General features: G+C 44.1%; 6 protein-coding genes. All 6 read right to left on the bottom strand.

Annotation, left to right across the window (positions count from 1 at the left end; translation table 11 throughout):
* Window positions 1–286: 286 nt before the first annotated feature.
* The 6 genes from ACTNCK_RS08115 to ACTNCK_RS08090 are packed head-to-tail and all read right to left on the bottom strand — an operon-like array spanning window position 287 to window position 7,801.
* Window positions 287–745, bottom strand: coding sequence for a hypothetical protein (locus ACTNCK_RS08115; protein WP_441082003.1), 459 nt, complete (start codon window positions 743–745; stop codon window positions 287–289).
* Window positions 746–776: 31 nt separating this feature from the next.
* Window positions 777–1,052, bottom strand: a complete 276-nt coding sequence (locus ACTNCK_RS08110) for a hypothetical protein (RefSeq protein ID WP_441082002.1) — start codon at window positions 1,050–1,052, stop codon at window positions 777–779.
* A gap of 12 nt (window positions 1,053–1,064) precedes the next feature.
* Entirely contained in the window at window positions 1,065–4,628 is a 3,564-nt protein-coding gene (locus ACTNCK_RS08105) for a DEAD/DEAH box helicase (RefSeq protein WP_441082001.1), read from the bottom strand.
* Window positions 4,629–4,641: 13 nt separating this feature from the next.
* On the bottom strand, window positions 4,642–7,167 hold the full coding sequence (gene pglZ, locus ACTNCK_RS08100) for a BREX-1 system phosphatase PglZ type A (protein WP_441082000.1): 2,526 nt from the start codon (window positions 7,165–7,167) through the stop codon (window positions 4,642–4,644).
* A gap of 29 nt (window positions 7,168–7,196) precedes the next feature.
* Window positions 7,197–7,544: a type II toxin-antitoxin system RelE/ParE family toxin gene (locus ACTNCK_RS08095; protein ID WP_441081999.1), complete on the bottom strand. Its 348-nt coding sequence runs from the start codon at window positions 7,542–7,544 to the stop codon at window positions 7,197–7,199.
* A complete protein-coding gene (locus tag ACTNCK_RS08090) occupies window positions 7,541–7,801 on the bottom strand; it encodes a type II toxin-antitoxin system prevent-host-death family antitoxin (RefSeq protein WP_441081998.1) in 261 nt (86 codons plus the stop codon). The genes ACTNCK_RS08095 and ACTNCK_RS08090 overlap by 4 nt, the downstream gene beginning before the upstream one ends.
* Window positions 7,802–7,838 lie beyond the last annotated feature (37 nt).

The following is a 7,838-nucleotide window of genomic DNA, read 5'->3' as shown; positions in this document are numbered from 1 at the left end:
GTTTTAAAGGTACCAGAGGCTGTGATCATTCACAGCCTTATTTCATATCATAAGGTCATCTTATGCTATGGAATAAGCCTGCGAACAGCGTGCCGTTTCTTACGCCAAGATTGTGCCGTCACCGAAAATAAAATGCCGTTGAGCGGAGAAATCGTCGAAAATAACACGCCGTTTCCTCCGCTAATAATTTGCCGTTTGACACATTATTTGTTTCTTTTATGTCAGAACATGCCACAAGAATACACATAGATACTACCAGCAATGCAATCATCGTTTTTTTCATAATTCAATCTCCATTCGTGACAAGAATTGGACCTCCAAGGAGCTCGACTCCCAGCCTATAGTCTTTTCCTGTATCGACCGCTATCGCATAAATCACATCTCCATCTGATACTTTGGCCTTGTCCAGTTTCACCTTTATCTGACACATCTTATTCTTCTTTACCCTGTATTTCACATAATCACCATTATCTATCTTTACCGGCTGATTATTTACAAAAACTGTCATCTTTCTTGTAATCTGTGCTCCACCATAGGCATTAAAAGTCAGATCAACACTTCCATCCTCTTTCATCTCCACGCGGCTATTCTTCGACTCGATTTCAAGATTAGGACTAGCATCTATAGCATCAAATGTATCTCCCAGCTCTGTCCCTTCATATTGGTCTTTTATTTTCTCCGGAATGTCCGTATATTTTATTTTTACAGGGGTCTCTGTGGTTTTTGCTTCCGTTGATTTCTTCATATGCAGAGGCAGTGGCACATTTGACATGGTTTCATAAGTATTTCCAAAACATAGAAGAAACGCCCCTTACATCGGCCTCATCAAACGGATCTCCATCATGATAGAATGCCAGGTAGTCTTTGCGGTATTCTATGACAACCTTTGTCGCACGCTCATCCTCTGCATTCTGTAGCAGCTCATATACGAAATGATTGCAGTCAGAGTAATGTCCTGCCAGAAGAGCCTCATACTTCTGCGGTTCCTCTGTCATGGCATACCAGTCATGTTTGTTCTTCTCGTATATGCTTCGATAATCTATCTTCGCCATTAGTCCTTCCTCTTAATCCACGTACAGCACTCCTCTTACAAGAAGGTCTGTATGAATATCAGCCTTGCCAATTGCTGCGTTGATCTCATCCTGTTGCTTCTGATTGCGGTTGATGATATTCTGCAGCTGGCTCTGTCTCATGACCTTTATTTTATCATCAGTAGCCTTGTCGATCATATCCCGTACTATCGCTTCCTGCTGACTGCTCGAATGATTGAGCTGATCAAGTCTGAAATTACACTCGTTCTCAACCTTAGCCCTGTACTCCTCCTTTGCCTTCTGCCAGATGCCATAATGGATATCATCAATTTCTTTCCATTTGTCCTCATGACCGCCTTCATCAGACACAGCCTCTGTAGCATACTGAAGGAATGAAAGCACATTGCTCTGCACTGCCTCGTTATCACTCACAGCCACGAGCTTCTTGTCAGGTCTCAGTCCTACATAATCCCAGTTGTAGATAAGGAATTCATACTCTCCTGATGTAATATCAGGATCAGCTACACGGATTGCCACCTCACACGGGAATTTCTTTGCTTCATACGCAGCCGCTTCCTGTACGAACGGATGCATCTGCGTAAGGAAGGTCACATCCCTGTTATCTTTTGCATACTGGCTGTCAAAGGTAACAGCAAGCTGAGGCTTATTGGATTTCAGATATGCTTTCCATATCTTTGCAGCATTGTTGTTGGACGGCAGATCCATATCTTTGATATCATCAAGCAATTTCTGACGCTTATCTGATGACAGACGGAGCATCTTGCCAGGAGTCTTTCCACGAAGGTATTCTCCAGGTCCGAGGAAATCATCCATGAATTCATTCAGCATCTGGTTCATGCTCTGTGAACTGATCCACGGATTCTCAGCATCCTGGACATCCTTATCTATGACATATCGTGACAGGTCAAATCCATACAGAGACTTTTCTTCCTGTTCAAGCTTTCTCATCTCCTGAGTCTTCATGACTTCATTATCAGCCATCTGCTCGATCTTTACAGTACGCTCTTCGTCTGTGAGATCAGGATCAAACATGATCTTGAATATCTGATCCGATATGTCTCCAAGTATCTCACCACAGTCTCCGATACTGTCTTCAAATACACCGATCTTCGACAGACATCTGTCATATATCACGGCATCAATGGTATCATCAGTGATCATATTGTAGATCTGAACCGTATCACTCTTCTGTCCTCGACGGTCGATACGTCCAATCCTCTGCTCGATACGCATAGGATTCCACGGCAGATCATAGTTGATCATGGTATCACAGAACTGATAGTCGAGACCTTCGCATCCTACCTCGCTGAACAGAAGCACATCTATTGCATGAGGATCATCTCTGTCGAGAAGGAATCTCTGACGCAGATTATATCTCTCTTCATCCGGTACAGAACCATCTACCTGACCTACACGGATTCCCTGTTCCTTGAGGCGTTTATTCAGATATGCGAGAGTATGCCTGAAAGAGCTGAAAATGATGACCCTGTTGTTATCATCCTTCTGCTTCTTATCAATGACCTCCATCATCTTGTCAAACTTCGGATCATCCATAGTCAGATTCTTCGATAGTTCCTGCACCTCAGAGGCCAGATCATTAAGAGATTTCTGTTCATCATCATTGAAGCTCAGATCACCGGTATCATAGAGTTCTCCATCGGTCTCGATTTCAGCCATTTTTCTTCTGACAAAATCCTTCATGAATGGAGCAAGCCCGAATATACAGCTTGCTGCCTGTCTCATGATGGTGCACATCATGAATCTCACATTCTGACTGCCATGAAGTCGGAGCAGCACCTGTGCATCAAACTCCATCAGTGCATCATAGAGCTGTCTCTGCGTATCAGTCATAGGTGCGTCCACAGTCTGTGTACGACGGATGCAGAAATCCTCTATATCACGGCGTCTTGTACGGTTTATCATATTGTTGAAGGAATGAAGTCCCTGGATACGGGTTATCGCATCGACCTTTTCTTCTCGTGTGACCTCATCCTTGTCGAGGAAATCCATGATAGCCTCGAAATCAGGATTATGCTGGATGACATTACGTCCCCATGAAGTGGATAGTATATTGGACATTTCTGCCTTGCCGGCTTCCTGCCATCCGTCTTTCTGATTTCTTACAATGCGAAGAAGATTATTGACATATGCATTCGGCTCTGACATTGTGACAAAGGTATCCTTATCTACTACTACATCAGGGCGCAGGACATTGAGCAGAGTGTACAGATCATTGTTGCTGTTCTGTAATGGTGTTGCCGTAAGGAATACCACAGCATCAGCATTCCGGCAGAACAGTTCCACTCCACGGTACATCCAGGTATTGGCATTTCTTATATTGTGTGCCTCATCTACGATCACCAGATCAAAATGCGGCTCCGGGTCAAGCTCTGAGAGTCCCAGATTCTTTTTTCTCTTAGACGAGGTGGACTGGGTACCCATGATAGAATCCTCATTGAAAAGAGAATATGGTATTACAGTCTTGGAATGACGCTCCGGCCATTCACCATCGCGGTCTGTCTCCTGAATACACTCCTGGAGTTCTCGTCCATCAAGCTGAGTGAAATTCTCATCGAATCTCTTCATCTCTAGCTGCCATTTGCGCTCTGCTACAAGCGGCCTTGGACAGATGACGAGCACGGATGAAAGCTCAGACCTGGCCTCCATCTCCTTCATGATGAGTCCGGCCTCGATTGTCTTTCCTACTCCGACATCATCCGCCACAAGGATCCTCGGGCTGTCAGAATGTATCATCTTCAGAGCCGGCCTGAACTGGTACGGCACGAAATCAATACGTGCCGCATTCAGGGAATACAGATTGCTGTTGCCCGGATTTCTGATCTGATAGGCGGTAAGTGAGGCCTTCACTTCCTTTAGTGACAGATACTTCGAATTCGCCTTTGTCTGTGGCTGTATCTGCTCTCTGAAAAAATTCTTTACCTCACCATTTACCAGGACAGAGTAATTATTGCCTGAAATAGCTATGACTGCGCCAACCTTATCAGGATCACTAATGAATGTCACTACGCTTCCGACAGTAATCTCTGAATCTGCTGTCTTTACAGGCTCAGAGGCAACTGGCTGCACCGGTGCAGAAACCGACTTCGTCTCACTTATTTCCTTATCATCTTCCACATCAATAAGGAATGAATGCATATCCATCGTATCAGTCGATGAAGCACCGAAGGCCTCCATCAGATCGATGATCACCTGTGTATCATTAAGCACCTTCTTCTTCGTAATGGTATCCGGCACCACATGTCCCCAGTCATTACGGATGCTCTGCATCTCACGAAGCTGGTCTCTCACCGTATCAGGCATATAATATCTGTCCGTTATGACATACCAGTTACGCTCGGCTACACGCAGAAGCTCTGCCAGATCAAGCCCCCGGATCTCCGTGACATTCTGGTTGTAGACATTTGTCCTCTGAATATTGCTCAGATTGTTGATCACAAGCTCCTGCCACCAGTCATCAGTGATCTTGGGGAGCTTACCGGACAGCCATTCCCTCATCTGCTGTGCAAGTCTTAGCTCAAATTCATTTATCTTACCATTCAGTGCTACTATATCCATATTGGCTCCCTTGTCACATATCCATTATGTCTATCGTATATTTGTACTTCTGTATGACATTTGATTCGTCATCCATATCTACAAGTACCAGGTAGTAATCCTGTCCGCTGTTGTAGTGACCGCTCTTTAAGGTAAAACGCTCGGAGATGACCCTCTTGCTTGCGTCTGTATCGCGAATATTGGCAATGATCGGGACATCGAACGATATCTTCTGACCATCTGCATCTATGAAAAATGCTACCAGCTTCCTTGGCTTCACCTTATCAGTGACTGGCTCCATCTGCATGAAGTCTACGGTAAATACACTGTTAGTCACTCTTGTAATAAATGAGTTCAGCTCCACATTCACGAGATCCGTCGTCTGCTTTCCTGTAAGGGTATTTACCTTTATCACCGGCACTATCATCTCCTGAAGGGATGAACCACCATGCACATAGTTCATGCCACCGGCACGCTGCTTGATGATATCAGTACCCTTCGGCGTAGTAACATAAGCCTTGTTCATCGCAGAAAGATAAGCCAGGCAACGGCTGGTCAGTGCTTCATTATCTACCTTGTGATCCGAGAGCAGATACCTGTAATTCGTCGTATCAAGAGCAGACTTGTCCATCGATATTTTATCACTCTCAGCCAGCTTATCTCTCTTGTATATAAAGCCGTGATCAGCCGTGACGAGATATCTGGTCACTGATACAAATCCTGTCAGACGGTGTATGACAGTCTTTATCTCATTAACAGCCTCTTCACAGGCATTGAAGACTTCATTCTCTGATTCTCTCTTCTCACCACGCACATCAATCTGATTCTGATATGCATAGATCAGGTTCTTGTTCTGGAAAAGTGCCCTGACCTTGTCCTGCGGCTCATTCTTCAGGAAATCAAAGCTTACGCAGATTGCATCCGGTACATACTTCTGAAGGATCTTCTGCCTGTCTGCCATGCTGTTACCGCACTTCATTCCATCGACTGTCACATTCAGCTCTGTATCTACCTGAATGTCCTTATGAGGCAGAAGGGATGCCATTCCAAGTGTCGTCTCTGACGGTATGACACTTAGCATATGATGCATCTGCGCCTTGCACTTCTCATCGAGTTCGAGATCTTCGTACAGCTCCCTTCCGACCTCATATCTCATACCATCAGAGATGATGACTACGACTCTGCCCTCTCGACTGTCTTCATTCATAAACGGCCGTACATAGTTCTCAAAGAAATCCTCTTCCCTTGAACCGGTATAATCCCTGTATACCTCATCCGTAAGTATCTGGTTCCACTTGAAGGAATAATCGGTCAGGTATTTATTGGTATAGATGTTCTCCACCAGGCCACGCAGCTTGTCTGTCTCTTCAGAATTTCCTACCTTGTCCAGATAGTAATAGAACATCCTGTAATGACGGTCTATGAGATAGGCATTGTCCGCATAGTCCTTTACCACTTCATCTATTGTCGGCCTGAATATATGCAGCGTCACCAGCTTATATACCTGATGGGCATTCTTCACGAGCATATAGCTGTCATGATACCTGTCAGAATAGTGATATGCCGGCTTCGTCCTCTCATCACAGATCTCAGGGATCGTCATTCCGACCACTCGCTCATCAGGCATGCCATCCTCAATCTTGCTGATCATCCAGCCTATCAGATCCTCATCTACCTGCGGCAGCGCATCAAAGGCATACAGGTCATCAAGAGGTATCTCGCGGAATACCGATGCGACATTTTTCTCATCTGAAAAATGCTCCGCAAAGTCATCATAGAAGCCCCGTGTCTCATCACTGTTCATGAAATTCTTCATGAAAATTACACAGTCATTTTTCTTCAATGAGATGAATGAACGCCATACTTCAGGAGCCTTACCTTCTGTCACCACATCCATGTACGTGATCATCATGGTGATCAGGAATCTCTTGAGTGTCGGTTCTTCATCCCTGTATCCGTAGTATTTCGCAGTGCACTGCCAGAAGAAACCATCTATCTTATACGTCTGCATCTTCTTAAGGGACGCATTGTCTTCAAGTCCACCAAGCAGCATTTTTCTGATCAGTTCCTCGAAGTTAGTCGTCTTCACATTGGCAAGGACACAGATGATGCCTAAGTCTATGTTCTCAGGCGTATATTCATCTATCTGCAGTGCCTTGAACTTCTCTACATTTCCTGAACTCCAGAAGCGTTTGAATCTCTTCATCTCATCCAGACATTCTGCCGGTATGCCGATATCTCCCATTATCTGGACCAGCTTGTCAGAATAGAAGTGCTTCGAGTAATAATACATATCCGCTAGTATATTGTCCTTATCCGACGGCCTGGCAAAAGGCGCATAGATCAGGTAATCAGAGTCCTTATCCCGTCTCTCTATCTGCAGCTTTGTCTCAAAGGAATTGTCTCCGGTCAGAATCCAGACCTTCGCCCCATTATCCAGCGAAAAGCCATTCTCGATCTCATACCTGTATCCGCCGTCTTCATCATACCAGAAGACTATCTGTCTGCCATCCCCCTGCAGGAGGCTGTTTATGCTGTTTCTGATGTCGTTTATATCCATAACTTGTTCCTGTCTGACTGAACTTTGTATTATTCTCCCCAATAATCAATAGCATCATCAGAAATGGTCTTTATTCCAAACAGCTGATACATAAAATCTTCTCTATCATTAAAAATATTAACGATAACTATACTGCTCTCTTCTATTCTGTAAAACACATAATTATGTACAGCGACAAGATACCTGTAATCACTGTCTATCCCCAGTGCATCAGCCACTGAAACACCCATCTTTTCATTCAGAGAAAGATTATCTATTGTATCAAGGAGTTTACGAACGATCTTCTTTGAAGTCTCATCCCCAAATTCTTCGGTCAAATACTGTCTTAAATCAGTGATTTTCTGTCTGGAAACTTCCGAATACTCTATGATTTTCAATCATCTACCCCCAATTCTTTGCGTAGATCCGCAGCAGATATTGTTCCATCTGTTCTGATGGATTCCTCTGCCTTGTTCATTTCTGACAGGAAATGGTTTAGAGCCTTCTGCTTATCAAGATCATCAAGTTCCTTCATATCTATTATCGCAAACTGTCCATGACCATTCTTTGTCAGGTAAACCCTGTTTCCATATGTCACCTCATTAATGACAGATGTGTAATTTCTTAGATCTGATACAGGTTTTATATTTGGCATAATGTACCTCCGTTCATCACTTGCTGTTTTATTTATT

Origin of the sequence: Candidatus Weimeria sp. HCP3S3_B5, from assembly GCF_052064335.1 — a bacterium.
In the GTDB taxonomy this organism is placed as follows: Bacteria; Bacillota; Clostridia; order Lachnospirales; family Lachnospiraceae; genus Weimeria.
This window is presented reverse-complemented; position numbering and strand designations above follow the sequence as displayed.